Source organism: Actinomycetospora lutea (assembly GCF_028737205.1).
GTDB lineage: Bacteria > Actinomycetota > Actinomycetes > Mycobacteriales > Pseudonocardiaceae > Actinomycetospora > Actinomycetospora lutea.
Window position 1 is genome coordinate 51,216 of sequence record NZ_JAQZAL010000027.1, and the last position, 24,088, is coordinate 75,303.

The window sequence follows — 24,088 nt, forward strand, 5'->3', positions numbered from 1 at the left end:
CCGTGCGCGACCTGCTCGCCCGCACCACGACCCGCCTCGCCGACGCCGGGGTCGCCTCCCCGCGGGCGGACGCCGAGCAGCTCGTCGCCCACGTCCTGGGCGTCCCGCGGGGCCGGCTCCTGCTCGCCGACCCGCCGGAGGACGAGAGCGCCCTCGAGGACCTGGTGACGAGGCGGGCCGCCCGCGAGCCCTTGCAGCACCTGCTCGGGACCGCGGTGCTCGGCCCGGTCGAGGTGGCCGTCGGGCCCGGGGTGTTCGTCCCGCGTCCGGAGACCGAGGTGCTCCTCGAGTGGGCGCTCGGGCGGCCCGCCGCCGTCGTCGTCGACCTCTGCACGGGCACCGGCGCGCTGGCCCTGGCGATCGCCCGCGGGCGCCCCGACGCCGCGATGCACGCCGTCGAGGTCGATCCCGGCGCGCTGACCTGGACCCGGCGCAACCTGGCCGGCTCGCGCGTCGTCCTGCACGAGGCCGACGTGACCGCGCCCGGCGTGCTCACCGAGCTCGACGGCGCCGTCGACCTCGTGGTGTGCAACCCGCCCTACGTCCCCGAGGGGCCGGCGGTGCCGCCCGAGGTCGACGCCGACCCGCACGGGGCGGTGTTCGCCGGCGCCGACGGGCTCGCCGTCATCCGGCCCGTCGCCGCGCTGGCCCACCGGCTGCTCCGGCCCGGGGGCGCGGTAGGCGTCGAGCACGACGACTCGCACCCGGCCGCCGTGCGCGATGTGCTCACCGCGGCCGGGTTCACCGAGGTCACGACGCTGCCGGACCTCGCGGGACGCCCCCGCGTCGCCACCGGGCGCCGGACTGCTGCCCGACCGTCCTAGGCTCGGGACCGTGGCCACGGTGTACGACTGCGAGGATCCGGCGACGCGACCCACGGGGCTGGCCGCCGCAGCGGCCGCGGTGCGGGCGGGCCGGCTCGTCGTGACCCCCACCGACACCCTCTACGGCATCGTCGCCGACGCGTTCGACGCGCGCGCCGTCGCCGACCTGCTGGCCGCCAAGCACCGCGGACCGGACATGCCGCTCGGGGTCCTCGTGGGCAGCTGGTCGACGATCGACGGGCTGGTCGGCGCGGTGCCGCCGGTGGCCCGCGACCTCGTCGAGGCGTTCTGGCCGGGCGGGCTCTCGATCGTCCTGCCCCACGCGCCGAGCCTGGCCTGGGACCTCGGGACGACGCGGGGCACGGTCATGCTGCGCATGCCGCTGCACCCGGTGGCCCTGGAGCTGCTGCGCGAGGTCGGTCCGATGGCCCAGAGCAGTGCGAACGTCTCCGGGCAGCCGCCGGCGACCACGGCGCAGGAGGCCCGCGACCAGCTCGGCGACGCCGTGGAGGTCTACCTCGACGGCGGGGTCTGCGCGTCCGGCGTGGGCTCGACGATCGTCGACCTCACCGGCGAGACACCGCGTCTGCGCCGCGAGGGCGCGGTCAGCGCCGAGGACGTCTCGCGGGTCGTCGGCGTCCTGGTGACCCTGTGAGACGGCCTGTGAGCTAGCTACCACGGGGGCAGCCCGGCCCGGTGAAGGGCCGGTAACGTGGCCCGACATGGCAGCCGACTCGCAGCACTTCTGGGGCCCGGACTACGACGCACTCCAGGCCGTCGATCCCGAGATCGCCCAGGTCGTCGACGACGAGCTCACCCGGCTGCGCGGCGGACTCCAGCTCATCGCGAGCGAGAACCTCACCAGCCCCGCGGTGCTGGCCGCGCTCGGGTCGACGCTGTCGAACAAGTACGCCGAGGGCTACCCGGGCCGCCGCTACTACGGCGGCTGCGAGGTCGTCGACCAGGCCGAGCTGATCGGCATCGACCGCGCGAAGGCCCTGTTCGGCGCCGAGCACGCCAACCTCCAGCCGCACTCGGGCGCCAACGCCAACCTCGCCGTCTACGCGGCGTTCTGCCGGCCCGGCGACAAGGTGCTGGCGATGAGCCTGCCGCACGGCGGGCACCTCACCCACGGCGCGAAGGTCAGCTTCTCGGGCAAGTGGTTCGAGCCGGTGCCCTACACCGTCCGCGAGGACGACGGGCTCATCGACTACGACCAGGTGCGCGACCTCGCGCTCGAGCACCGCCCCAAGATGATCGTCGCGGGCGCCACGGCCTACCCGCGCCTCATCGACTTCGAGAAGTTCCGCGCCATCGCCGACGAGGCGGGCGCGATCCTCTGGGTCGACGCCGCCCACTTCATCGGCCTCGTCGCCGGTCGGGCGATCCCCAGCCCGGTGCCCTACGCCGACGTCGTCACCTTCACGACGCACAAGGTCCTGCGCGGGCCCCGCGGCGGCATGCTCGTCTCGAAGGCCGAGCACGCCAAGGCCCTGGACAAGGCCGTGTTCCCGTTCCTGCAGGGGGGCCCGCTGATGCACGCGGTGGCCGGCAAGGCCGTCGCGCTCGCCGAGGCCGCCACCGAGGACTACCAGCGCTACGCGCGCCAGGTCATCGCGAACGCGCAGGCGCTGACCTCCGCGCTCGAGACCCAGGGGATGCGCGCCATCTCCGGCGGCACCGACACCCACCTCGCGCTGCTCGACCTGCAGCCGCTCGGGGTCACGGGCAAGGAGGCCGAGGCCCGCAGCGGGCTCGCCGGGATCACGCTCAACAAGAACGCCATCCCGTACGACCCGCAGCCGCCGATGACCGCGTCGGGCATCCGCGTCGGCTCGCCCTCGATCACCACGCAGGGCATGACCGAGGCCGAGATGGGCGACGTCGCCCGCCTCATCGCCTCCGCGGTCACCGCCGACGAGGCCACCGAGGTCGGCAAGAAGACCCTCGCCGACGTGCGCGAGGAGGTCGGCACCCTGGTGTCGCGCTTCCCGGCGTACGCGCGGTAGTCCGGCGCGACACGGGTCCACCGGCGTTGCCCGGGCGGTGCCGGGACTACCCTCGGGAGCCGTGGGCCCGTCAGCGGACTTCGCCCCGATGGGGCTACCGATCCGGGAGTACCTCCTGGTCGGGCTGTCCGCCGCGGTCGTCACCTACCTGCTGACGGGCCTGGTCCGCCGGTTCGCGCTGCGCATCGGCGCGATCGCCGTGCCGCGCGGGCGCGACGTGCACACCATCCCGATCCCGCGCCTCGGCGGCGTCGGCATCTACCTCGGCGTCGTCGGGGGCGTGTTCGTCGCCTCGCAGCTGCCGGTGCTGCGCCGGGCCTTCGACTACTCGAACGAGACCATCGCCGTGCTCGTCGCCGGCGGGGTCATCGTGCTGGTCGGGGTGCTCGACGACCGGTTCGGGCTCGACGCGCTGACCAAGCTCGCCGGCCAGGCGACCGCCGCCGGCGTGCTCGTGCTCATGGGCGTGCAGTGGACCGCGATCTACCTGCCGTGGGGCGGCACCGGCGGGAGCACCGGGTCGGTGCTGCTGCTCGGCCAGGACCAGGGCGTGCTCATCACGGTGTTCCTGTGCGTCCTGCTCATCAACGCGATGAACTTCGTCGACGGGCTCGACGGGCTCGCCGCCGGCATCGGGACCATCGCGGCCACCGCGACCTGCGCGTTCGCCCTCGGTCTGCTCGGCCAGCAGAACGGCGACGTCAACGCCTACCCGCCCGCGCTCATCGCCGCCGTCCTGGCCGGGGCCCTCGCGGGCTTCCTGCCCCACAACTTCCAGCCCGCCCGCCTGTTCATGGGCGACTCGGGCTCGATGTTCATCGGGCTCACGCTCGCCGCGGCCACCACCACGGCCTCCGGGCGCACCAACTACTCGACCACCGGCGCCACCGGCGCGCTCGCGCTGGTCACGCCCCTGATCGTGGTCGCCGCGGTGGTGTTCGTGCCCCTGCTCGACCTGCTGCTCGCCGTGGTCCGCCGCACCCGCGCGGGCACCAGCCCCTTCGCGCCGGACAAGATGCACCTGCACCACCGGCTGCTCGAGATCGGCCACTCCCAGCGCCGCGCGGTGCTCCTGATCTACCTGTGGGCGGGCGTGCTGTCGTTCGGTGCGGTGGCCCTCGCGCTGGTCGACAACGCGTTCCTGGTGGTCTGGATGGTCACCGCGGGCGTGCTCGTCGCCGTCCTGGCCTCCGCCGTCCCGCGCCTGCGCGCCCGCGCCTGACCGGCGCTCCCCGAGAGGACACCCCCGATGACCAGCCCCGAGACGCCCGACCCGACCCCGCAGTCCCCGCCGGCCGGCCCGTCCGCCACCCCGTCCGCCACCCCGTCCGCCACCCCGCACGCCACCCCCGCCACGACCGCGCAGGTCCTCGAGGCCAGCCGGGCGATGCTGCGCGGCGGCCTGTGGCCCGCGGTGATCGTCGCGGTGCTGGCCGCGCTGGTCGCCGGCCTGCTCGCCGGAGTCACCGGGGTGGTGGCGGCGATCGTCGGCGCCGTCGTCGTCATCGCCGTCTGCTCGCTCGGGCCGCTCGTCATGCGCTGGACCGCGGCCGCCGACCCGATGGTCGTCATGGCCGCCGCGCTCGTGAGCATGATGGGCAAGCTCGGCCTGCTGCTCGTCGTGTTCCTCGTGCTGCAGGCGCTCGGCGTGGTCGACACGCGCATCGCCGCGCTCGCCCTCGGGCCGACCGCCATCGCCTTCATCGTCGGCGAGGTCATCGCCTTCGCGCGCCTCCGCACGCCGACGATCGCGGTGTGACCTGCGTCGTCCAGGTCCCCCGACCAGGGGTAGAGCCTCCGACGGCCCGTAGTGACTGCGACGAACCTGCTGATATGGTGCGCCTCGATGGCGCAGGACAGCCTCCGCGGAGATGCGGGACGCACCCCTCCGCAGGGGTCCGACCACTCGCCGTCCGAGGCGTGGACGGTCCTTTCCCACCTGATCACCGGGATTCTGGTGTTCGGCGGCCTGGGATGGGTACTCGACGCACTGCTCTCGACGCGGTGGTTCCTCCTCATCGGCCTGCTGGCCGGTGGGGCGGCGTCCTTCGCGTTGATCTACATCCGATACCTTTACGTCCCCCCCGACCCCCCTCGACCCGGTGAACCCGCCGGCCCGGAGGACCGGAAGGAGCAGCACGGGTGATCTCGTCGTTGTTGACGCAGGTGCCGGCGCCGCCGGTCCCGCCCGAGCCCCCGGCCGAGGGCTTCAAGGCGCCCGGTGTCGAGGACTTCAACCTCCCCCCGATCTTCGAGGGGATCCCGGTCCTCGAGTGGTTCGACAAGGTCTCGATCCAGTTCATCGTGGCCGGGATCTTCGTGTGGGGGTTCTTCGCGCTGGCGACCAAGGACCCGAAGGTGGTGCCCGGCCGGCTGCAGTTCCTGGCGGAGAAGTTCCAGGGCATCGTGCGCGACCAGATCGCGCGCGACAACATCGGCCCGGAGTTCCGCAAGTACGTGCCCTACCTGGTCGCGCTCTTCGCGTTCATCCTGGTGAACAACGTCTTCGGGATCCTGCCGTTCGTGCAGTTCCCGTCGTTCTCGCACCCGGGCATGGCGTACGCGCTCGCGGCCATCACCTGGCTGATCTACAACTACGTCGGCATCAAGAAGCAGGGCTTCGGCGGCTACGTCCGGCTCATGACCTGGCCCCCCGGCGTGCCGGGGTGGGTCCGGGTGATCCTGACCCCGATCGAGTTCCTCTCGAACTTCATCCTGCGGCCCGTCACGCTCTCGCTGCGGTTGTTCGGCAACATGCTCGCCGGCCACCTGCTGCTGCTGGTCTTCATCTTCGGCGGTGAGTACATGCTCACCGTCGCGGACGACCTCGTCCTCAACGTCCTGTCGCCGTTCGCGTTCCTCTTCGCGATCGTCATGACGTTCTTCGAGGCCTTCATCCAGGTGGTGCAGGCCTACATCTTCACCGTCCTCACGGCGTCGTACATCGGTGCGTCGCTGGCCGACGAGCACTAGCGCGCACCACGACGAACTGGGTCGCCGCAACCACCGGCGCCGTCCTTCCCCCCGATCAGAGAACGAACACCGGAAAGGAACCCCTCATGGTTCAGGGCAGCCTCAACATGGTCGGCTACGGCCTCTCCGCCGTCGGCCCCGGTATCGGCGTCGGCATCGTCTTCGCGGCGTTCATCAACGGTGTGGCCCGCCAGCCGGAGGCCCGTGGCCAGCTGCAGACCATCGCGTTCATCGGCTTCGCCCTCTCCGAGGCGCTGGCCATCATCGGTCTGGTGCTCGCGTTCGCCATCTGATTTCCCCCTGACCGGTCGCCGGAGGGGCGGGAGGTGAACACTTGAGTGCCATCGAGGTGCTGGTTGCCGAGCAGCCGGCGGGCGAACCGTACGCCGCGTTCCCGCACGTCGCGGAGATCATCGTCGGCCTGATCGCCTTCTCGCTGCTCGTGTACGTGATCGGCAAGTTCGCGTGGCCGAACGTGGTGACGTCGCACGACGACACCAAGAAGCAGATCGAGGGCGGCATCGCCAAGGCCGAGGCCATGGAGGCCGACGCCAAGGCCGAGCTCGCGCGCAGCCGGGAGCGGCTGGCCCGGGTCGACGACGAGACCGCGCGCATCCGGGACGACGCCCGGGCCGACGCGGAACGCATCGGGCAGGACATGGACGCGCGGGCCCAGGACGAGGCCGAGCGTGTCCGCGCACAGGGTCGGCAGTCGCTGGAGGCCTCGCGCTCGCGAGCGATCGCGGAGCTGCGGGCCCAGACCGGGCGTGAGTCCGTGGAGCTGTCCCGGAAGATCGTGGAGTCGGCGCTGTCCGACGACGCGAGCAAGGGCCGGAGCATCGACCGCTTCCTCGACGAGCTCGAGGCGATGGGCGGTACGAGCGGTGCCAGCGGGACCAGCGGGACCAGCGGGAACGGAGCGCAGGCATGAGTCGCGGCACGCAGCGGAGCGGAGCTGACGCATGAGCACAGCGTCCGGAGGCCTCCTGGCCGACTTCCACGCCGCGAGCCGTGACGCGCTGGAGGCCACGCGCCGCCGTCTCGAGGAGTCGACGGGGCAGGCGTCGGCGGGCGACCTCGGCACGGTCGCCGAGCAGCTCGACGCGGTCGCCGACCTGCTGCGGCGCGAGGCGGTGCTCCGGCGCACCCTCGCCGACTCGTCGCGCTCGGCGGAGGACCGCGAGGGCCTGGCCGACCGCCTGATCGGCCAGCAGGTCACCTCGGCCACGGCCGACGTCGTGCGCACCGCGGTGTCGTCGGCGTGGTCGCGTCCCGACGACCTCGTCGCCGGCCTGCGCATCGTCGCCCGCGAGGCGCTGCTCGCCTCGGCCGAGCGGGACGGCCGTCTCGACGCCGTCGAGGACGAGCTCTTCCGTCTCGGGCGCATCGTCGCCGCGCAGCCCGACCTCGAGCGCCTGCTCGGCGACCCCGCGGCGAACGCCGAGGGCAAGCAGCGGGTCCTCGACACGCTGCTGGCCGACAAGGCCGAGCCGACCACCCGCAAGCTCGCCGCCCAGCTCGTGGCCCACCCCGTGGCCCACGGCGTCGCCCAGGGCCTCGAGCGGCTGGCGGAGCTCGCGGCCGAGCGCCGGGAGCGGTCGGTCGCGACCGTCCGATCCCCGATCACCCTGTCCGACCAGCAGCAACGACGACTGGCCGATGCCCTCACGCGCATCTACCGTCGGGACATCACCCTGCACCTCGAGGTCGACCCCGGTCTGGTCGGTGGTCTCGTGATCCAGGTGGGGGACGAGGTCATCGACGGCAGCGTGGCCGGCCGGCTCGACGAGCTCGGCCGGAGACTGGGCTGAACAGCCGGCTCGCCCGAGCCCCCAGCACGTGACCCCTAACGACTAGCGAGAGCGGAAGCCATGGCCGAGTTGACCATCACCTCCGACGAGGTCCGTAGCGCGATCGAGGACTACGTCTCCTCGTACTCCGCGGACTCGACCCGTCAGGAGGTCGGCATCGTCACCTCGACGGGTGACGGCATCGCGTACGTCGAGGGTCTGCCCTCGACGATGACGAACGAGCTCCTCGAGTTCCCCGGCGGGGTCCTGGGCCTGGCCCAGAACCTCGAGGAGCGCGAGATCGGCGTCGTCATCCTCGGTGAGTACGAGACCATCGAGGAGGGGCAGCAGGTCACGCGTACCGGTCGCGTGCTCTCGGTGCCGGTCGGTGACGGCTTCATGGGCCGGGTCGTCGACCCGCTCGGCCAGCCGCTCGACGGCCTCGGCGAGATCGAGGCCGAGGGCGAGCGCGAGATGGAGCTGCAGGCCGCGTCGGTCGTGCAGCGCAAGGAGGTCAAGCAGCCGCTGCAGACCGGGATCAAGGCCATCGACGCCATGACCCCGATCGGCCGCGGCCAGCGCCAGCTGATCATCGGCGACCGCAAGACCGGCAAGACCGCGGTCTGCACCGACACGATCATCAACCAGCGCGAGGCCTGGGAGACCGGCGACCCCGAGCAGCAGGTCCGCTGCGTCTACGTCGCCGTCGGCCAGAAGGGCACCACGATCGCCGGTGTCCGCCAGGCGCTCGAGGACGCCGGCGCGATGGAGTACACGACCATCGTCGCCGCGCCCGCCTCCGACCCCGCGGGCTTCAAGTACATCGCCCCGTACGCCGGCTCCGCGATCGCGCAGCACTGGATGTACCAGGGCAAGCACACCCTGATCGTCTTCGACGACCTGTCGAAGCAGGCCGAGGCCTACCGCGCGATCTCGCTGCTGCTGCGCCGCCCGCCGGGCCGCGAGGCCTACCCGGGCGACGTCTTCTACCTGCACTCGCGGCTGCTCGAGCGCTGCGCGAAGCTCTCCGACGACCTCGGTGCGGGCTCGCTGACCGGCCTCCCGATCGTCGAGACCAAGGGCGGCGACATCGCGGCCTACATCCCGACGAACGTCATCTCGATCACCGACGGCCAGTGCTTCCTCGAGGCCGACCTGTTCAACCAGGGCCAGCGGCCCGCGCTGAACGTCGGGAACTCGGTGTCGCGCGTCGGCGGATCGGCGCAGGTCAAGGCCATGCGCTCGGTCGCCGGCCGCCTGCGCGTCGACCTCGCGCAGTACCGCGAGCTCGAGTCGTTCGCGGCCTTCGGCTCCGACCTCGACGCCACCAGCCAGGCGCAGCTCGACCGCGGCGCCCGCCTCATGGAGCTGCTCAAGCAGGGCCAGGGCGAGCCGTACCCGGTCGAGGAGGAGGTCGTGAGCATCTTCCTCGGCACCCGTGGTCACCTCGACTCGGTGCCCGTGGAGGACGTCGCCCGCTTCGAGACCGAGTTCCTCGAGCACGTCCGCCGCGACGGCGGGGTGCTCTCCTCGATCCGCGAGTCGGGCCAGCTCTCCGACGAGGACGAGGAGCGCCTGACCAAGACGGTCTCCGAGTTCAAGGAACAGTTCTCGACCGGGTCGGGCGAGGGCGTCGCCGACGACGGCGGCACCGGCGAGCTCCTCGGCGAGAACGAGTCCGGCACCGACTCCGACGAGGGCCCCTCGGAGTCCTCGGAGACCTCGGCCGACGCGGAGGACTCGGACTCGTCGCCCGACGCCTCGTCGAACTCCTCCTCGAGCTCGTCGTCGAGCTCGTCGTCGAACTCGTCCTCCGACAAGAGCTCGGAGAGCTAGGTCCGATGGCTGCATCCCTCCGCGTCCTGCGACGGCGCATCCGATCGACCAAGAACATCGCCCAGATCACCAAGGCGATGGAGATGGTCGCGGCCTCGCGCATCGCGAAGGCGCAGGCCCGCGTCCAGGCGGCGCGTCCGTACTCCGACGAGTTCACCCACGTGCTGACCACGGCGGCGAAGGCGGGGGCGAGCGACCACCCGCTGCTCGTGGCGCGCGAGGAGCCGAGCCGTGCCGGTGTCCTCGTCGTCACCAGCGACCGCGGGCTGTGCGGCGGCTACAACGCGAACGTGCTGCGCGAGACCGAGCGGGTCCTGCGCGAGCTGTCCGACGCCGGCAAGCAGACCTCGCTGTTCGTCATCGGGGGCAAGGGCGTCGCGTACTTCCGCTTCCGCAACCGGGAGCTGTCCGGGCAGTGGACGGGCTTCTCCGAGGTCCCCGACTACCCGAACGCGACCCGGGCGGCGGACACCCTGACCGCGACGTTCCTCGCCGGCGGCGAGGAGACCGTGCAGCGCCCCTCGGACGACGACGAGCAGCAGGAGGGCGGGTCGTCCCGCTCGACCTCGTTCGTCCCGCCCGAGGACGCCGAGGGCCTGGACGGCGTGGACGAGCTGCACGTGGTGTTCACCGCGTTCAACTCGGTCGCCAGCCAGACCGTCACGTCCCGGCAGATCGCTCCGCTGGAGCTGGACGACGAGGGGTCCTCGGAGGAGGAGTCCTCGTCGAGCTCCGAGGAGCGCGAGGCCGAGTACGAGTTCGAGCCGGAGCCCGAGGTGCTCTTCGACCGGCTCATGCCCAAGTACCTCCGCGCGCGCGTGTTCGCGGCGCTGCTCGACGCCGCGGCGTCCGAGTCGGCGGCCCGGCAGCGCGCCATGAAGGCCGCGACCGACAACGCCAACGACCTGGTCGACAACCTGACCCGTGAGGCGAACCAGGCGCGCCAGGCCCAGATCACGCAGGAGATCAGCGAGATCGTTGGCGGCGCCAACGCCCTCGCCGAGTAGGGGAGCTGACGATGACCCAGTCCACCGCCACGGCCGAGGGCACCGAGCAGGGCTCCTCGGGCGCCGCCGGCCGCATCACCCGCATCCTCGGGCCCGTCGTCGACGTGGAGTTCCCGCGCGGCGAGGTGCCCGAACTGTTCACCGCGCTGACCATCGAGGTCACGCTCGGGGACACCACCAAGAAGCTGACGCTCGAGGTCGCCCAGCACCTCGGCGACGGCCAGGTCCGCACGATCTCCATGCAGCCCACCGACGGTGTGGTGCGTGGCCAGGACGTGACGAACACCGGCGGCCCGATCTCGGTGCCCGTCGGCGACGTCGTCAAGGGCCACCTGTTCAACACCCTCGGCGACTGCCTCGACGAGCCGGGCTACGCCTCGGACGCCGAGCGCTGGGGCATCCACCGCGACCCGCCGCCGTTCGAGCAGCTCGAGGGCAAGACCTCGGTGCTCTGGACCGGCCTCAAGGTCGTCGACCTGCTCACCCCGTACGTCGAGGGCGGCAAGATCGGCCTGTTCGGCGGCGCCGGCGTCGGCAAGACGGTGCTCATCCAGGAGATGATCCAGCGCATCGCCCGCAACTTCGGTGGCACGTCGGTGTTCGCCGGCGTCGGCGAGCGGACCCGTGAGGGCAACGACCTCTGGGTGGAGCTCGGCGAGGCGGACGTCCTCAAGGACACCGCGCTGGTCTTCGGTCAGATGGACGAGCCGCCGGGCACCCGCATGCGCGTCGCGCTCTCCGCGCTGACGATGGCGGAGTACTTCCGCGACGTGCAGGAGCAGGACGTGCTCCTGTTCATCGACAACATCTTCCGGTTCACGCAGGCCGGCCAGGAGGTCTCGACGCTCCTGGGCCGCATGCCCTCGGCGGTGGGCTACCAGCCGACCCTGGCCGACGAGATGGGCGAGCTGCAGGAGCGGATCACCTCGACCCGCGGCCGTTCGATCACCTCGATGCAGGCGATCTACGTGCCCGCCGACGACTACACCGACCCGGCGCCGGCCACCACGTTCGCCCACCTGGACGCGACCACCGAGCTCTCCCGGTCGGTGTTCGCCAAGGGCATCTTCCCGGCCGTGGACCCGCTGACCTCGACCTCGACGATCCTCGACGCGCAGTACGTCGGCGAGGACCACTACCGGGTCGCCCGCGAGGTCATCCGCATCCTGCAGCGCTACAACGACCTGCAGGACATCATCGCCATCCTCGGCATCGACGAGCTCTCCGAGGAGGATCGCCTCACCGTCGCCCGCGCGCGCCGGATCGAGCGCTTCCTCGGACAGAACATGTACGCCGCCGAGCAGTTCACCGGCGAGCCGGGCTCGTTCGTCGACGTCAAGGACACGGTCGAGGCGTTTGACAAGATCACCAAGGGTGAGTACGACAACGCGCCCGAGCAGGCGTTCGCCATGAGCGGCGGTCTCGACGACGTCGAGGCGAACATCAAGAAGTACCAGTCCTGATGGCCGAGATGGAGGTCGCCATCGTCGGTGTCGAGAAGCGGCTGTGGTCGGGCCAGGCGAACTTCGTCTCGGCCCGCACGGTCGAGGGCGACATCGGTCTGCTGCCCGGGCACCAGCCGATGATCGCCGCGCTCAACGAGGCCGGCGTGGTGCGCATCGACCCGACCGACGGCGAGGCGTTCCACGCGGCCGTCTTCGGCGGGTTCCTCTCGGTCACCGCGGAGTCGGTGACGATCCTGGCCGAGCTCGCCGAGCTGGCCTCCGAGATCGACGTCGCCGCGGCGCGCGACGAGCTGCAGCGCGCCGAGGGCGGCGGCGACGACGTCGACGACACCGCCATCGCGGCGGCGCGGGCACGCGCCCGCCTCCGCGCCGCGGGCGAGAACCCCGGCCACTGAGGGAGGGCGAGCAGCACCGGTGGGGACCATGATGATCGCCGAGCTGGCGGCCATCGTGGTGCTCGCGGTGCTGCTCGTCGTCCTGTTCCTGCTGCTGCGCCGCGTCCGGCTGCTGCGCAGGGGCGGCGTCGACGTCGCCCTGCGCGAGAAGCGGGTCGCCGGGGACGGACGCGGCTGGCACTCGGGGCTCGGGCGCTACCGCGGCGACGAGTTCCGCTGGTACCGCATCAGCGGGCTGCGCTCGGGTCCCAACGTGGTCCTCGACCGCACCCGCCTCGAGATCGTCGACCGCCGCGCCCCCGTGGCCGGCGAGATGCACCCGCCCGGCTCCACCGTCCTGTCCTGCCGCGAGGGCGGTCGGGAGTGGGAGCTCGCGATCGGCGCCGACGCGCTGACCGGCTTCTCGTCCTGGCTGGAGTCGATCCCGCCGGGGCGGTCCACCGGGTACCGGCAGGCGAGCTGAGGTCACGTCTGTGCTTGCGCCACCGCTGCCGTGAGGGCGTCGCGGAAGCGCTGCACGTCGGGGTCGATGGCGATCGGGAGCTGGTACGTCGCCCGCTTCGCGCCCCCGAGCGGCGTGCTCGTCACCGGGATCGACTTCGCGGGCATGGCCAGCCGCGCCTGCACCGCCTTCTCGGAGCCCGTGTCGGCGAGCCCGACCTGGTCGAGGCGGTGGAAGCGCACCCGCGCGCCGGGGTCGGTGTCGGCGTCGTCGCTCTGGCGGTGGGCGACGATCAGCAGCTCCGGGGTCAGGAGCATCTCGACGACGAACCGCTGCGACGTCGGGCCGCCGCGCGACTCCCGGTTCATCGTCTCCTCCTCGGTGCGCAGGCCGTGGGTGACGGCGCCGAGCGGATCCGCGAGCCCGCGCGCCCGCCCCTGCCCGCGCACGAACTCGGCGGTCGACGCCGGGAGGTCGTCGACGGTGATGGCGTGAGACATGAGGTTGCGCGCACCCACGACCTGACCGTCCTGGGGCGGGCGGCGAGGGTCAAGGACGCGCTCGGATACGAGCACTGCGGCTTTGCCGGCGTCTCACGCCAGGATCGCCGCATGGTCGCTCGCGCGACGCGCCGTGGCGGGCGCGGGGTGTGGGGTGTTCCGGCTGGCGGCCACGCTGACGTTCGACGTCAGGAACGCCCCACGATCACCAGCGCGCTGGGTCTCCCGGTCGTCGTGACTGACGTCGATGTCGCGAATGACGCCGATTCGCGATAGACTCGAACACGTGAGCGAACGGGTGGGCGCCGTCGAGCGGGAGTTGCTCGAGCGCACCCGCACGCGCCTGGCCGCCCGCAACGCCGAGCACTACCGCCTGCTCGTGGAGGTCGCCGAGCTCGATCGTCAGGGCATCGCCGACCGGACCGGCGATCGGCTGGTCGAGCGTCTCGTCCAGGACCTCGCGCGGTGCGACCGCGCGGAGGCGGTGCGGCTGGTCGACGAGGCCCGCGATCTCGTGCCCCGGCCCGCGCTGTCCGGCGAACCCCTGCCGCCGCGTCTCCCGCACACTGCCGAGGCCCTGTCGGCGGGGACGATCAGCGAGGCGCACGTCACCGTCATCCGCCGGGTCATGCGACGCCTCGCGGCCGTGGAGCACCTCGAGGGCGAGGTGGTGGCGGAGGCGGAGCATGTGCTTGCGGAGCAGGCCCGCGAGCTCTCGCCGGGCGGGCTGGGCAAGGCGGCGGATCGCCTGCTCGCGCGGCTGGACCCGGACGGTGCCGCTCCCGACCCGGGGGCGGGCCGGTCGGACGGCGTGCAGCTGCTGCGCCGCCGAGACGGCACGCTGGACCTCCGGGCCGTCATCGCCGACGCCGCGGCCGCGGCGATGATCGACGAGGGGTTCGACGTCATGTCGACCCCGGCCGGGCCCGACGACCCGCGGGACCTGCCCGCACGCCGGGCGGACGCGCTCAAGGAGCTGTTCGCCGCCGCGCACGGCCCGGACGGCCTGATCACCGACACCCGCCGCGACGGGACGCCGGACGGCGGCGGCGATGCCGACTCGAGGGAGCCCGACGCCAACGCCCCCGAGCCCGACGATGCCCAGGGCGCCCTCATCCCCGCGCCGCGGCGCCCCGAGCGGACGTCCGCGCCGGCGGCCGCCGGCCGGGCCCTGCTGACGATCACCATCGACCACCGGTGGCTCCGGCGGGCGGGCGGATACGGCACGCTGACGAACGAGGCCCTCGTCGACGTGCACACCGTGCGCCGGTGGGCGTGCGACGCCGAGGTCATCCCTGTGGTGCTGGGCAGCCGCTCCGAACCCCTCGATGTGGGGCGACGCTCCCGCGCCGTCACCGACGCGATCCGGCGGGCGCTGAACGTCCGCGACGGCGGCTGCGCCTTCCCCGGCTGCACCCGCCGACCCCGCCGCTGTCACGCGCACCACGTCCACCACTGGGTCGACGGTGGGGTCACCGCGCTCGACAACCTGGTGCTGCTCTGCTCGCACCACCACCGACTGCTCCACCATGGCCACTGGCGCGTCGAGATGATCCACGGCCGACCCTGGTTCACCCCGCCGGCCTGGATCGACCTCGACCGGAGACCGAGGATCGGCGGGCGACCACCACCGTCGGTTCCGGATCAGGCCCAGATGCCATCGCGCTCGTAGAGCCGGCGCAGCTCGACGATGTGGTCGCGCATGGCCTCCTCGGCGTCGCCGGCGCGCCCCTCGGCGATGTGCTCGGCGATCTCGCGGTGGCACGCGTCGACCTTGTCCCACTCGCGCGCCTCGATCCCGGCCCGGCGCAGGCGCGTGCGCAGGACGTCGTTCACGGGCTGGCCCATGAGCGTGAGCATGAGGTTGCCCGTGGCCATGAGCAGCGTGGTGTGGAAGTCGAGGTGGCCCACGAAGCCGCTGGGATCGCGGTCGTCGCGCGGGGCCGCGGCGGCGGCCCGGACGGCCTCGACGGTCTCGGTGTCGGCGCGCTGCGCCGCCAGGCGGGCGGCGGCGGGCTCGAGCAGCAGGCGCGCCTCGAGGAGGTCGCTGACGTGCAGCCGGGGCGTCATGACCAGGACCCCGAGGGCGCTGCCCACGTCCTCGACGACGCGCGCCGGGTCGGGCTCGCTGACGAACGTGCCGCCCTGCACGCCGCGGTGGGTCTCGACGAGGTGCTGGCTGGACAGCACCCGCAGCGCCTCACGCGCGGTGCTGCGGCTGACCCCGAACGCCCGGCCCAGCTCGGCCTCGTTGGGCAGCCGGGTGCCCGCGGGGAGTGCCCCGGCGAGGATCTGGGTCCGCAGCTCGTCGGCCACCTGCCGGTAGGCCGGGCGGACACGCTGCACCCGGAGGTGGGCGACGGGTGCCGGCGCGCCGGTCGTGCCGGACGTGGGCGGCTGCGCAGGCACGTCGATGAGCGTAGACGGTCGGTCGACGCTTGTGGGGAAAACGTCAGACGTTTAGCGTCCCCCGCATGGCCGTGGTCGCTGGGTGGCAGGGGCGCTTCTTCGAGGACTTCGTGGTCGGTGACGTCTACCAGCACCCGCTGGGGCGCACGATCACCGAGACCGACAACACCTGGTTCACGTTGCTGACGATGAACACCAACCAGGCGCACTTCAACGCCCAGGTCGGCGCCGACTCCGAGTTCGGTCGGATGATCGTGGCCTCGCCGCTGACGATCTCGATCGTGCTCGGGCAGTCGGTGTCCGACACCAGCCAGAACGCCTTCGCGAACCTCGGCATCGACGAGCTGCGGCTCAGCAACCCGGTGTTCGCGGGCGACACGCTCTGGTCGGAGTCGCTGGTGCTCGAGACGCGCGCGTCGTCGAGCCGCCCGGAGGCCGGCATCGTGCGGGTCCGCAGCCGCGGGCTCAACCAGGACGGCGTCGAGGTGCTGACGTTCAAGCGCGCCTTCTACGTGCACCGCCGCGGTGCCGCGCGCGCCGCCTCGCACTTCCCGCAGGCCGAGGTCCCGCTCTCCCTGGAGAACGAGCAGTGACGCCGCTCGAGGACATCCGGATCATCTCGCTCGAGCAGTACGGGGCGGGGCCGTTCGGCTCGATGCACCTGGCCGAGCTCGGCGCCGAGGTCGTCAAGATCGAGGACCCGACCTCCGGCGGCGACGTCGGGCGCTACGTCCCGCCGTATGCGCAGGACGGCGACTCGCTGTTCTTCGAGTCGTTCAACAAGAACAAGTCCTCGGTGCTGCTCGACATCCGCACGCCGGCGGGCCGCGAGGTGTTCCACGACCTCGTGCGCAGCGCCGATGCCGTGTACTCGAACCTGCGCGGCGACGTGCCCGCGAAGCTCGGGATCCGCTACTCCGACCTCAAGGACGTCAACCCGCAGATCGTCTGCTGCTCGCTGACCGGGTTCGGGATGACCGGGCCGCGCGCCACCGAGCCCGGCTACGACTACGTCCTGCAGGCGCTCGGCGGGTGGATGTCGCTGACGGGCGAGCCCGGCGGGGCACCGCAGAAGGCGGGCCTGTCGCTCGTCGACTACAGCGGCGGGTTCGTCGCCGCGATCTCGCTGCTGGCCGGCATCCACGCCGCGCGCCGGGACGGGGTCGGCACCGACTGCGACCTGTCCCTCTACGACACCGCCGTCAGCCTCCTGACCTACCCCGCCACCTGGCACCTCACCGCGGGCTACGAGCCGGCGCGCACCCACCACTCCGCCCACCCCTCGCTCGTGCCGTTCCAGGCGTTCGAGGCCGCCGACGGCTGGCTCGTCGTGGGGTGCGCCAAGGAGAAGTTCTGGCAGCGGCTCACCGTGGTGCTCGAGCAGCCGGACCTCGCCACCGACCCCCGCTTCATCACCTTCCGCGACCGCGACCGGCACCGCGACGTGCTCGTGCCGTTGCTCGAGGACCTGTTCCGCGGCCGGGACGTCGCCACCTGGATCGCCGCGATGACGGCCGCCGGCATCCCGTGCGCGCCGATCCACGACGTCGGCGAGGCTCTCACCGACGAGCACACCGCGGCCCGCGGGCTCATCGCCGAGACCGAGCACCCGCACTGGGGCACGGTGCGGTCGCTGCGCTCGCCCGTGCGCGTCGGGCCGCCCGGCGACGACACCCGCCCGGCCCGCGGCGGGCCCGCGATGGGCGAGCACACCGACTCCGTGCTCCGCGGGATCGGCTACGACGACGAGCGCCTGGACGCCCTGCGCGCGGCCGGCGCGTTCGGTACCCCGAAGGAGCCGTGACATGGACTTCCGCCTCAACGACGAGCAACGGCTCTTCCGGGAGACGCTGCGGTCGTTCGTCGACCGCGAGATCGTGCCGGTCGCGCGCGACTGGGAGCACGAGGGCCGCTACCCGACCGAGATCGTCAAGGGGATGCGCGACCTCGGCCTGTTCGGGCTGGCCGTGCCCGAGGAGTACGGCGGTCTGGACGCGGACACAGTCTCGTTCGCGCTGACCTTCGAGGAGATCTCGCGGGGCTGGATGGGCATCGCCGGCATCCTCGGCAGCCACTCGGTGTCCTGTTGGATGATCGCGCGCCACGGCACCGACGAGCAGAAGCAGCGCTACCTGCCCGAGCTCGCGACGGGGGAGCGGCGCACCGCGATCGCGCTCACCGAGCCCGGCGCGGGCACCGACCTGCAGAGCATCACCACGACGGCGAAGAAGGACGGCGACCACTACGTCGTCCGCGGCACCAAGATGTGGATCACGAACGCCCGGCACGCCGACCCGCTGCCCGTGCTCGTGAAGACCGACCCGACGGCGTCGCCGGCACACCGCGGGATGAGCATGCTGCTCGTCGAGGCCGACTCGCCCGGTCTCGAGATCACCAAGGACATGGGCAAGCTCGGCTACAAGGGCACCGAGTCGTGCGAGGTGGTGCTCGACGACGTGCGGGTGCCGGCGTCGCAGCTGCTCGGCGGCGTCGAGGGGCGCGGGCTGCAGCAGGCACTGTCGTCACTCGAGACCGGGCGGATCAACATCGCCGCGCGCTCGGTCGGCATCGCGCAGCGGGCCTACGAGGAGTCGCTGTCCTACGCCCGCGAGCGCAGCGCGTTCGGGCAGCCGATCGGCGACTTCCAGGCCGTGCAGCTGCGCCTGTCCGCCATCGCCGTGAAGCTGCAGGCAGCGCGCCTCATGACCTACTGGGCGGCCTCGCGGATGGACGAGGGCGTGCGGATGGACACCGAGTCCGGCATGGCGAAGATCTTCGCGTCCGACGCGGCGCTGGAGTGCGCCACCGACGCGATGCGCATCCACGGCGGGTACGGCTACTCGACGGAGTTCGAGGTGGAGCGCCTCTACCGCGACGCCCCGCTGATGTCGATCGGCGAGGGCACCAACGACATGCTCGGCACGGTCGTCGCGCGGTCGCTGCTGGCGGGGAAGGCGACCATCGGGTGAGCGTGCCGGATCGCGACGAGCTCGCCGTCCTGGCGGCCCGCCTCGGCTACCGCGTCGACGACGAGATCGTGGACGTGATGCGGGCGGCCGTGGAGGCCTCCGAACCCGCGGCGGCCCGCCTGCGGTCGCGCCCGCTGCCGCCGGACGGCGCGGCGGATCCGGCCCACGGCGATCGGTGGGTGCGACCGTGAGCCCGGACGTCACCGACCTCCTCGACGCCTACGCGGCCGGCGACACCGATCCCGTCGCGGCCGTCGACGAGGCCCTGAGCAGGCTGGAGGCCGCCCACGAGGCGCTGAACTGCACGATCCGCCGGCTCGACGACCGCGCCCGGGCGGCGGCCCGCGAGTCCGCCCGCCGCTGGGCCGAGGGCACCGCGCGCCCGCTGGAGGGCGTCCCGTTCGGGGTCAAGGACGTCATCGACGTGGCCGGCGTGCCGACCACCCAGGGCTCCTGGAACCACGGCCTCGACGGCGATGCGCCCGCGACCGCCTCGGCGACCGTCGTGCGCCGCCTCGAGGACGCCGGCGCGATCCCGGTCAGCAAGGACGCCACCACGGAGTTCGCCGTGGGCGGGCCGCACCCGCCGCGCTTCGGCGCGGTGCGCAACCCGTGGGACCCCGGGCGCTGGGCGGGCGGGTCGTCGACGGGGTCGGCGGCCGCGGTCGCGGCGCGCGCGGTCCCGTTCGCGCTCGGCACCGACGTCGGCGGCTCGGTGCGCCTGCCCGCGGCGTGGTGCGGGCTCACCGGGCTCAAGCCGACCGCCGGCGCGATCCCGCGCACCGGGGTCTTCCCGCTGTCGTGGACCACCGAGAGCGTGGGCCCGCTCGCCCGCAGCGCCCGGGACGTCGCGACGCTCTTCGGCGTCCTGCGCGGCCCCGACGGCGCCGACCCCCGCAGCGAGCCGCTGCCACCGCTCGACGTGCCGTCCCGGGCCGACCTCGAGGGCCTGCGCCTCGCGGTGCCCGGCGGCGCGTTCACCGAGCTCTGCGACGGCGCGGTGCAGGCGGGCGTCGATCACCTCGTGGACGAGCTGGTCGCCGCCGGCGCCGAGGTCGTGCCCGGCGAGGTGCCGTCGGCGGGCGACGCGCTGACGATCGGCTACCAGATCGTGTTCACCGAGGCGGCCACGCTGCACCGCGTCGACGCGGACCGCTGGGACACCTACGACCCCGTCGTGGTCCGGCGCATCAGCCAGGGCATCGTCACCCCGGCCGTGGACTACCTGCGCGCGCTGCAGTTCCGCGTCGAGCTGCAGCGCGAGCTCGACGCGGTGTTCGCCGGCGCCGATCTGCTCGTCGTGCCGACCTGCCCGTCGACCGCCCCGCGCCTGCCCGACGGCACGGTCGTCGTGGACGGGCAGGAGTACCCGCTCTACGCCGCCCAGTCGCGCTCGACGATGCTCGGCAACCTCACCGGCGCACCCGGGCTCGCCGTGCCGACGGGCCTCGCGCCCGACGGCTGCCCGGTCTCGGCGCAGCTCGTGGCCGCGCCGCACCGCGAGGCGCTCGCGTTGTGGGCGGCGCGCGTGTTCCAGGAGCGGACCGCCCACCACCGCGCCCGGCCGACCACAGCACCCCCTTCCGCGCCCTAAACGTCTGACGTATGGTCCTGTGAGGCCAGTCACCACACCATCCACCTCCGGCGCGGCAGCTCCGCTGCGCTGCGTGCCGCAAGGGAGCCCGCCCGTGACGTTGGAGAGCCCCACCCGGACCGCGCTCGCCGGTGAGGTCGCGGCGTTCGCCGCGGGGCTCGACGCCGCGGACATCCCCGACGAGGTCCTCGAGCGGGCGCGGTACCTCGTGCTCGACGCGGTCGGGCTGGCCTTCGCGTCCACCGCCTACCGGTTCCCGCAGGTCGCACGCGACGCGCTGGCGACCTTCGGCGGCGGCGACCACCCGGTGCTCGGCATGCCCGACCGGCTCTCGCCGCGCGACGCCGCGGTGCTGAGCGGCGTGCTCGTGCACGGCATGGACTTCGACGACACCCACATCCCCGCGGTCACCCACGTCTCCGCCGCCGCGCTGCCCGCCGCGATCTCGGCGGCCACCGTCGCCGGGGCGAGCACCCGCGACCTGCTCGCGGCCTACGTCCTGGGCGTCGAGGTGTCCGCGCGCGTCGGGCTGGGCGGGGCCGGCGGGTTCCACGACGTGGGCTTCCACCCGACCGCCGTCGCCGGGGCGTTCGGCGCCGCCGTGGCGGCCGGCAAGCTCTCCGGGCTCGACGCCGCGGGGATCGCGGCGGCCCAGGGCGTCGTCGGGTCGATGTCGGCGGGCCTGCTGGAGTTCCTCGAGGACGGCTCCTGGACCAAGCGGCTGCACCCGGGCTGGGCGGCGATGTCGGGGCTGACCGCGGCGGCGTTCGCCCGCGCGGGCTGGACCGGCCCCGCCGCGGTCTACGAGGGTCGCTTCGGGCTGTACAACACCCATCTCACGGCTCGTGCGTCGCGCCCGGAGGCGGTGGCCGAGGGACTCGGCACGCAGTGGGAGCTGATGCGCACCGCGGTCAAGCCCTACCCGATCTGCCACTTCAACCACGCGTTCGCCGACGCGGCGCTGCTCCTGCGCGCCGAGCACGGCATCGCGCCCGCCGACGTCCGCGCGATCCGCTGCGCGATCCACCCGGTGCCCGGCAAGGTCGTGTGCCAGCCGGCCGCGAACAAGTGGGCGCCGCGCGACGAGTACGACGCCAAGTTCAGCCTGCCGTTCGTGGTGTCGGCGGCCCTGTCGCGCGGGCGGTTCACGCTGGCCGAGCTGGAGGACGACGCCCTCGGCGACCCGGAGATCCTCGCGCTGGCCCGCCGCGTCGAGGTCACCGACGACCACGAGGGCCTGTTCCCCGACGCCTACTCGGGCCGGGTGGAGATCGAGCTCGCCGACGGCCGCGTCGTCGCGCACCGCGAGCAGGTCAACCGCGGCCACGACCGGCGCCCGCTGACCAATGCCGAGATCGCCGAGAAGTTCGCCGAGTCGATCGGGCGGGTGGCCGACGCCGCCACCGCCGACCGCGTGCGCGACGCCGTGCTGGGGCTCGGCGACGACCGCCCCGCCGCCGAGTTCGCGGAGGCCTGTCGCGGTGTCTGAGCAGCAGCGACGGGTGCGCGCCGGGGTCTTCCTGACCCACCAGCAGCCGCCCGGCCGGGACCCGCTCGTCGCCCTCGACGAGCAGCTCTCCCTGGTGCGCACGGCGCGCGACGCGGGGCTGGACTCCGTGTTCGCCGGGCAGCACCACCTCGCCGAGTCGATGGCGCACATCCAGCCGCTGCCGTGGCTCGCGCGCCTCGCGGCCGAGGCCGGCGACATGGCCGTCGGCACCGGCATCCACCTGCTCGCCCTGCACAACCCCGTCGACACCGCCGAGGCCTACGCGGGTCTCGACGTCGTCGCCGGGGGGCGGTCGATCCTCGGCGTCGGGCTGGGCTACCGGCAGGTCGAGTACGACGCGTTCGGGATCCCGCCCGGGGACAAGGTCCGGCGGTTCACCGAGAACCTCCGCATCGTCGAGGGGCTGTGGCGCGGCGAGGCGGTGTCCGCCGACCTGCCGTGGTGCCGCCTCGACGGCGTCCGCGCCACCTTCCGGCCGGCCGCGAGGCCGTCGGAACCGATGCGCCCCCCGATCTGGATGGCGGCCAACTCGGACGGCGCGGTGCGGCGGGCAGCCCGTCTCGCCGACACGTGGATGATCAATCCGCACGCGACCCGGGCCACGATCGCCCGGCAGCTCGAGCTCTTCCACGCCGAGCGGGCGGCGGCCGGGCGCGGTCCGCTGGGCGAGCTCCCGCTGATCCGCGAGGTGTTCTGCGCCCCCACCCGGGAGCAGGCCCTCGAGCTCGCCATGCCGTACCTGGCGAACAAATACGAGGTCTACGCCGACTGGGGCCAGGACCGTGTCATGCCCGGAGCCGAGTCGTTCCGTTCCGGTTACGACGACCTCGCCCACGACCGGTTCGTGGTGGGGTCTCCGGAGGACTGCGCCGCCGCACTCCTCCCGTGGCGCGACGAGCTCGGCGTCGACCACTTCGTGTTCCGCACCGACTGGGCCGGCATGCCGGTCGAGGCGGCGCGGACGTCCCTCGACCTCCTCGCCCGCGAGGTGGTCCCGGCGCTGCGCGCGCTCTCCGTCCCCGTCTCCTGACCCCGCAGGAAGGTGGTCCCGAAGTGGACTTCGGCGTCTTCATCCCGATCGGCAACAACGGCTGGCTCATCTCCGAGAACTCCCCGCAGTACATGCCGACGTGGGAGCTCAACCGCAACGTCGTGCAGGAGGCGGAGCGCCAGGGCTTCGCGTTCGCACTGTCGATGATCAAGCTGCGCGGGTTCGGCGGGAAGACCGAGTTCTGGGACCACAACCTCGAGTCGTTCACGCTGATGGCGGGCCTCGCGGCGGTCACCGACCGGATCAAGCTCTACGCCTCGACCGCCGTGCTCACGCTGCCGCCCGCCCTCGTCGCGCGCATGGCGTCGACCATCGACCAGATCGCGCCCGGGCGCTTCGGTGTCAACATCGTCTCGGGCTGGGCCAAGGGCGAGTACGAGCAGATGGGCCTGTGGCCCGGGGACGACTACTTCGGCTACCGCTACGACTACTCCACCGAGTACGTCAAGATCATGCGGGAGCTGTGGGACACCGGCCGCTGCACCCTCGACGGCCAGTACTTCACGATGGACGACTGCGTGCTCTCGCCCCGTCCGCAGGGCAAGGTCGACGTCGTCTGCGCCGGCCAGTCGGAGCGCGGGATGCGGTTCTGCGCCGAGTACGGCGACTACAACTTCATCCTCTCGCCCGGCGTCAACGACCCCGAGGTGTACCGCCAGCCCACCGAGCGCCTGGCCTCGTTCGCGAAGGAGACCGGCCGGGACGTCCGGTCGCTGCCGCTGTTCATGGCGATCATGGCGGACACCGACGAGGAGGCCCAGGCGAAGTGGCGCTCCTACAACGAGGGCGCCGACGCCGGCGCGCTCGGCTACATGGCCGACGAGGGCGGCCAGGACAAGACGGCCGACGGGTCGGGGACCGCGCGCACGATCAACCTCCCCGAGGGCGCGGTCAACTTCAACATGGCGACGCTCGTCGGGTCGTACGAGACGATCGCGCGGCAGGTCGACGAGGTCGCCAAGATGTCCGGCGTCGCCGGGATGATGTTCACCTTCGACGACTTCGAGAAGGGCGTGCACGACTTCGGCACCAAGGTGAAGCCCCTGCTCGGCTGAGTCGCCGGTGACGGACCCCGTGCCCCTCGCGGGGTCCGTCGCCGGTTCCCCCGCGCCGGCGCCGCGGCGCGCGCGGTGGCGAGATGCTGGCGCGACGGGGTGACACGGCGACCCCGGTGACCGTCGGCATCGTTCACCGATCTGCCGTACGGGTGGACCGATCCGGAGGACGTGACACAGGGCGTCGGAGTCTTACGCTCTTAGCGTGAAGGCGCTGCTCCTGGAGAACATCCATCCGGTCGCTGCGGAGGCGTTGCG

General features: G+C 72.8%; 25 protein-coding genes and 1 pseudogene. 24 read left to right on the forward strand and 2 right to left on the reverse strand.

Annotation, left to right across the window (positions count from 1 at the left end):
* The first annotated feature begins 2 nt into the window (after window positions 1-2).
* The 15 genes and pseudogenes from prmC (at window position 3) to PHK61_RS24920 (ending at window position 12,763) form a co-directional block, all read left to right on the forward strand.
* Window positions 3-824 (forward strand): peptide chain release factor N(5)-glutamine methyltransferase, encoded by an 822-nt coding sequence (gene prmC, locus PHK61_RS24850; RefSeq protein ID WP_274283710.1) that lies wholly within the window; start codon window positions 3-5, stop codon window positions 822-824.
* A gap of 10 nt (window positions 825-834) precedes the next feature.
* Window positions 835-1,479, forward strand: coding sequence for an L-threonylcarbamoyladenylate synthase (locus PHK61_RS24855; RefSeq protein ID WP_274283711.1), 645 nt, complete (start codon window positions 835-837; stop codon window positions 1,477-1,479).
* Between the two features lie 67 nt (window positions 1,480-1,546).
* On the forward strand, window positions 1,547-2,833 hold the full coding sequence (locus tag PHK61_RS24860) for a serine hydroxymethyltransferase (RefSeq protein WP_274283712.1): 1,287 nt from the start codon (window positions 1,547-1,549) through the stop codon (window positions 2,831-2,833).
* 88 nt (window positions 2,834-2,921) lie between these two features.
* Window positions 2,922-4,055 carry a glycosyltransferase family 4 protein gene (locus PHK61_RS24865; protein WP_274283734.1) on the forward strand — a complete coding sequence of 378 codons (1,134 nt, stop codon included), beginning with the start codon at window positions 2,922-2,924 and terminating at the stop codon, window positions 4,053-4,055.
* A gap of 27 nt (window positions 4,056-4,082) precedes the next feature.
* Entirely contained in the window at window positions 4,083-4,592 is a 510-nt protein-coding gene (locus PHK61_RS24870; RefSeq protein ID WP_274283713.1) for a Cg1360 family ATP-synthase-associated protein, read from the forward strand.
* An 87-nt stretch (window positions 4,593-4,679) separates the two neighbouring features.
* Entirely contained in the window at window positions 4,680-4,979 is a 300-nt protein-coding gene (locus PHK61_RS24875; RefSeq protein WP_274283714.1) for an AtpZ/AtpI family protein, read from the forward strand.
* A complete protein-coding gene (gene atpB, locus PHK61_RS24880; RefSeq protein ID WP_274283715.1) occupies window positions 4,976-5,806 on the forward strand; it encodes a F0F1 ATP synthase subunit A in 831 nt (276 codons plus the stop codon). The genes PHK61_RS24875 and atpB overlap by 4 nt, the downstream gene beginning before the upstream one ends.
* A gap of 86 nt (window positions 5,807-5,892) precedes the next feature.
* Window positions 5,893-6,099: an ATP synthase F0 subunit C gene (gene atpE, locus PHK61_RS24885; protein WP_116706531.1), complete on the forward strand. Its 207-nt coding sequence runs from the start codon at window positions 5,893-5,895 to the stop codon at window positions 6,097-6,099.
* Window positions 6,100-6,140: 41 nt separating this feature from the next.
* Window positions 6,141-6,737, forward strand: coding sequence for a F0F1 ATP synthase subunit B (atpF, locus tag PHK61_RS24890; protein WP_274283716.1), 597 nt, complete (start codon window positions 6,141-6,143; stop codon window positions 6,735-6,737).
* Between the two features lie 31 nt (window positions 6,738-6,768).
* Complete coding sequence (locus PHK61_RS24895) at window positions 6,769-7,617, forward strand: F0F1 ATP synthase subunit delta (protein ID WP_274283717.1); 849 nt, start codon at window positions 6,769-6,771, stop codon at window positions 7,615-7,617.
* Window positions 7,618-7,677: 60 nt separating this feature from the next.
* A pseudogene (atpA, locus tag PHK61_RS24900) lies at window positions 7,678-9,288 on the forward strand (F0F1 ATP synthase subunit alpha); the annotation flags it as partial.
* A 149-nt stretch (window positions 9,289-9,437) separates the two neighbouring features.
* A complete protein-coding gene (locus PHK61_RS24905) occupies window positions 9,438-10,439 on the forward strand; it encodes a F0F1 ATP synthase subunit gamma (protein ID WP_274283718.1) in 1,002 nt (333 codons plus the stop codon).
* Window positions 10,440-10,450: 11 nt separating this feature from the next.
* On the forward strand, window positions 10,451-11,902 hold the full coding sequence (atpD, locus tag PHK61_RS24910) for a F0F1 ATP synthase subunit beta (protein ID WP_274283719.1): 1,452 nt from the start codon (window positions 10,451-10,453) through the stop codon (window positions 11,900-11,902).
* Complete coding sequence (locus tag PHK61_RS24915) at window positions 11,902-12,300, forward strand: F0F1 ATP synthase subunit epsilon (RefSeq protein ID WP_274283720.1); 399 nt, start codon at window positions 11,902-11,904, stop codon at window positions 12,298-12,300. The genes atpD and PHK61_RS24915 overlap by 1 nt, the downstream gene beginning before the upstream one ends.
* A 28-nt stretch (window positions 12,301-12,328) precedes the next feature.
* The gene (locus PHK61_RS24920) at window positions 12,329-12,763 is read left to right on the forward strand and encodes a DUF2550 domain-containing protein (RefSeq protein ID WP_274283735.1); all 435 of its coding nucleotides are present in this window, start codon (window positions 12,329-12,331) and stop codon (window positions 12,761-12,763) included.
* Window positions 12,764-12,765: 2 nt separating this feature from the next.
* Here the strand turns inward: PHK61_RS24920 and PHK61_RS24925 are convergent, their stop codons facing one another.
* Entirely contained in the window at window positions 12,766-13,260 is a 495-nt protein-coding gene (locus PHK61_RS24925) for a hypothetical protein (protein WP_274283721.1), read from the reverse strand.
* 268 nt (window positions 13,261-13,528) lie between these two features.
* Here PHK61_RS24925 and PHK61_RS24930 point away from each other — a divergent pair, with 268 nt between their 5' ends.
* The gene (locus tag PHK61_RS24930) at window positions 13,529-14,914 is read left to right on the forward strand and encodes an HNH endonuclease signature motif containing protein (RefSeq protein ID WP_274283722.1); all 1,386 of its coding nucleotides are present in this window, start codon (window positions 13,529-13,531) and stop codon (window positions 14,912-14,914) included.
* Here the strand turns inward: PHK61_RS24930 and PHK61_RS24935 are convergent.
* Window positions 14,887-15,651, reverse strand: coding sequence for a FadR/GntR family transcriptional regulator (locus PHK61_RS24935; protein ID WP_274283723.1), 765 nt, complete (start codon window positions 15,649-15,651; stop codon window positions 14,887-14,889). The two genes, PHK61_RS24930 and PHK61_RS24935, sit on opposite strands and share 28 nt — an antisense overlap.
* A gap of 65 nt (window positions 15,652-15,716) precedes the next feature.
* Here PHK61_RS24935 and PHK61_RS24940 point away from each other — a divergent pair, with 65 nt between their 5' ends.
* From PHK61_RS24940 to rutA, 8 genes are all read left to right on the forward strand, one after another.
* Window positions 15,717-16,244: a MaoC family dehydratase gene (locus PHK61_RS24940; RefSeq protein ID WP_274283724.1), complete on the forward strand. Its 528-nt coding sequence runs from the start codon at window positions 15,717-15,719 to the stop codon at window positions 16,242-16,244.
* Window positions 16,241-17,455 (forward strand): CaiB/BaiF CoA transferase family protein, encoded by a 1,215-nt coding sequence (locus tag PHK61_RS24945; protein ID WP_274283725.1) that lies wholly within the window; start codon window positions 16,241-16,243, stop codon window positions 17,453-17,455. The genes PHK61_RS24940 and PHK61_RS24945 overlap by 4 nt, the downstream gene beginning before the upstream one ends.
* Window position 17,456: 1 nt before the next feature.
* Window positions 17,457-18,620: an acyl-CoA dehydrogenase family protein gene (locus PHK61_RS24950; RefSeq protein WP_274283726.1), complete on the forward strand. Its 1,164-nt coding sequence runs from the start codon at window positions 17,457-17,459 to the stop codon at window positions 18,618-18,620.
* The gene (locus PHK61_RS24955) at window positions 18,617-18,811 is read left to right on the forward strand and encodes a hypothetical protein (RefSeq protein ID WP_274283727.1); all 195 of its coding nucleotides are present in this window, start codon (window positions 18,617-18,619) and stop codon (window positions 18,809-18,811) included. Before PHK61_RS24950 ends, PHK61_RS24955 begins: the two co-directional genes overlap by 4 nt.
* Window positions 18,808-20,214: an amidase gene (locus PHK61_RS24960; RefSeq protein ID WP_274283728.1), complete on the forward strand. Its 1,407-nt coding sequence runs from the start codon at window positions 18,808-18,810 to the stop codon at window positions 20,212-20,214. The genes PHK61_RS24955 and PHK61_RS24960 overlap by 4 nt, the downstream gene beginning before the upstream one ends.
* Window positions 20,215-20,308: 94 nt before the next feature.
* Window positions 20,309-21,703, forward strand: a complete 1,395-nt coding sequence (locus tag PHK61_RS24965) for an MmgE/PrpD family protein (RefSeq protein WP_274283729.1) — start codon at window positions 20,309-20,311, stop codon at window positions 21,701-21,703.
* A complete protein-coding gene (locus tag PHK61_RS24970) occupies window positions 21,696-22,754 on the forward strand; it encodes an LLM class flavin-dependent oxidoreductase (RefSeq protein WP_274283730.1) in 1,059 nt (352 codons plus the stop codon). The genes PHK61_RS24965 and PHK61_RS24970 overlap by 8 nt, the downstream gene beginning before the upstream one ends.
* Window positions 22,755-22,777: 23 nt before the next feature.
* Window positions 22,778-23,830, forward strand: a complete 1,053-nt coding sequence (gene rutA / locus PHK61_RS24975; RefSeq protein WP_274283731.1) for a pyrimidine utilization protein A — start codon at window positions 22,778-22,780, stop codon at window positions 23,828-23,830.
* The last annotated feature ends 258 nt before the right edge of the window (window positions 23,831-24,088 follow it).